We start from the raw sequence: 2,066 nt of genomic DNA, 5'->3' as shown, positions 1-2,066 counted from the left end.
CAAAGGGTGAGATCGGTATCATTTCTGAAGGGCTCTTAAAAAAATATATCGATTTTGCGTTAGAAAAAAACATGCTTGTGTTTCTGGATCATCAGATTGGTCGTTACGATGTGATTGATTCTTTAAAAAAGATGTTACCCTATTTACGGTATCCCCATGTGCATCTGGCGTTGGATCCCGAATGGCGTACCACCGTGCCTATGCAAGAGATTGGGTCTGTGACGGCCGATGAGATAAACCGGGCTCAACAGGTAATGGAGCAATACCTTATTGAACATGATATCCCCGGAGAGCGGATGCTGGTAATCCATCAATTTAATTGGAAGATGATACAAAACCGAGAGCAGGTGAGGGCGGATTTTAGTCGTGTTCGGCTGGTTCATTGTGCCGATGGCTTTGGACCGCCCGCCATGAAGCGCTCCACCTATCAATACAATGCTCTAGCAACCAATATGCCGGTCAAGGCTTTTAAATTATTTTTTAAATCCGGCATCCCTGGCGCAGGGTTCGACGAGCCTCTCCTTTCACCTAAGGAAGTATATGGTTTGAATCCTCGGCCCTATCTTATCATGTATCAATAGGGGCACTTTTAAAAGAACTGTGCCCCTCTCGGCCCCTTAGGGAGTATTCCTCTGCAAAATCCTCCTTAAAAGGGGCCTTTTCGTTCAATGCCTTTTGCATGGCTGTCGTCCCTCTCTTGCCGGGTCGCAGAGAAAGGGAGTTTTCACTTCCAAAATGTTATTTTTGAGCAAAGCTGAAGGGATTCAGTTTTACCCCCACATCGTAGGTATCCACCTGTTCCTTCTTTTTCAGAAAAGCCACGATTTTGTAGGTGGCGGGGGTCATGAGAATTTCTACGCCACACTTAAAAAGATAATTTGTGAGTACCAGGGTGATAAAAAGTTCCCAGCCAAATACGTTAAAGAGGGAAGCCACAAGAACGAACACGGTGGTATCCACCAATTCACCAACCAGGGTACTCCCGATGGTCCGCATCCAGAGATGTCTTCCCTGCATAAGAACCTTCATCCGCGAAAGAACCGCCGAGTTAGAAAATTCCCCCGCCCAATAGCCCGCAAGACTTGCCAGGGCTATGCCGCCACTGCTCATGCCCCCCAGAATGGCATCGTACGCGGCAGACCCCGCGTACCCTTCCCAGGTAGCATCCGCAGGGAGCCGTTTTAAAACAAAAAAGATAAGGCTTGCCAGGGCAAGGCAGAAAAAGCCTGTCCAGATAACCCGGCGGGAGGCCCGGAAGCCATAGACTTCGGTTAAAATGTCTCCGAATATGTAGGAAAGTGGGAAAAGAAGGGTTCCCCCATCAAAGGCCATGGGAACCCCAAAAAGGGAAAAACCCAGGTCTACGATTTTCGCCGAGGATGCCACATTGCTGATGATGAGCACCGCTACAAAATAGGCCATTACCAGATCAAGGTAACGATAGCTGGAAATGCCGTTTCTCTGTTGAGGGGAGCTTTGCATGAGGAACTCCTTGTTTTGATAAGGCGGGTAGCAGAGGAACGACCGCCGCGGCGTATTATATCGGCAAACAGCCTCCCCGCCGCTGGGAATAAAAAATCCCACCATCAGGAGGTCCACGGCGCAAAAAGACCCTACTGACCGTTGCTTCCTTCCGGACCTGGCGGGGTTGGGTAGAGCTTTTTCGCATGGTTCCTGATGATGGGAAGTAGCGGAGAGAGAGGGATTTGAACCCTCGGTACCCTTTAGGGGTACACACGACTTCCAATCGTGCACCTTCGGCCACTCGGTCATCTCTCCATAAAAAGATGCACTTTTATCTCAGCAGAATGAGGGGTTCGGCTCTAGTTACGTACATCCTGTACGTCCCTTCCGACCTACCTCTACCTTCTGTCGGCGGCATCCTGCCGCCTTTTCCTCCCGTTGGTCGGCGAAGGTTTCGGTTCGAATCCCTCGCTTTCTTTACCAACGAAATACTCCAGCGGAGAGAGAGGGATTCGAACCCTCGGAACCCTTACGGGTTCAACGGTTTTCGAGACCGTCCGATTCAACCGCTCTCGCATCTCTCCAAAAGCCTGAGGCTGAGA

General features: G+C 50.0%; 2 protein-coding genes, 2 tRNA genes and 1 other RNA gene. 1 reads left to right on the top strand and 4 read right to left on the bottom strand.

The features are described 5' to 3' along the window. The coding region (locus N2315_08990) for a hypothetical protein (protein MCX7829309.1) at window positions 1–581 on the top strand (581 nt) is incomplete at its 5' end. A gap of 157 nt (window positions 582–738) precedes the next feature. On the opposite strand, the gene N2315_08985 is transcribed toward N2315_08990, so the two are convergent. From N2315_08985 to N2315_08970, 4 genes are all read right to left on the bottom strand, one after another. Continuing rightward, window positions 739–1,587: a queuosine precursor transporter gene (locus tag N2315_08985; GenBank protein MCX7829308.1), complete on the bottom strand. Its 849-nt coding sequence runs from the start codon at window positions 1,585–1,587 to the stop codon at window positions 739–741. Next, window positions 1,582–1,680, bottom strand: an RNA gene (gene ffs, locus N2315_08980) — signal recognition particle sRNA small type. Before ffs ends, N2315_08985 begins: the two co-directional genes overlap by 6 nt. An 11-nt stretch (window positions 1,681–1,691) precedes the next feature. Next, window positions 1,692–1,779, bottom strand: a tRNA-Ser gene (locus tag N2315_08975). A 182-nt stretch (window positions 1,780–1,961) separates the two neighbouring features. Beyond that, a tRNA-Ser gene (locus N2315_08970) sits at window positions 1,962–2,048 on the bottom strand. Window positions 2,049–2,066 lie beyond the last annotated feature (18 nt).

The organism is Thermanaerothrix sp. (genome assembly GCA_026417795.1).
Taxonomy (GTDB): domain Bacteria; phylum Synergistota; class Synergistia; order Synergistales; family Synergistaceae; genus Thermanaerovibrio.
Note: the sequence above shows the minus strand (reverse complement) of the source record. Positions and strands in the feature narration are given on the sequence as shown.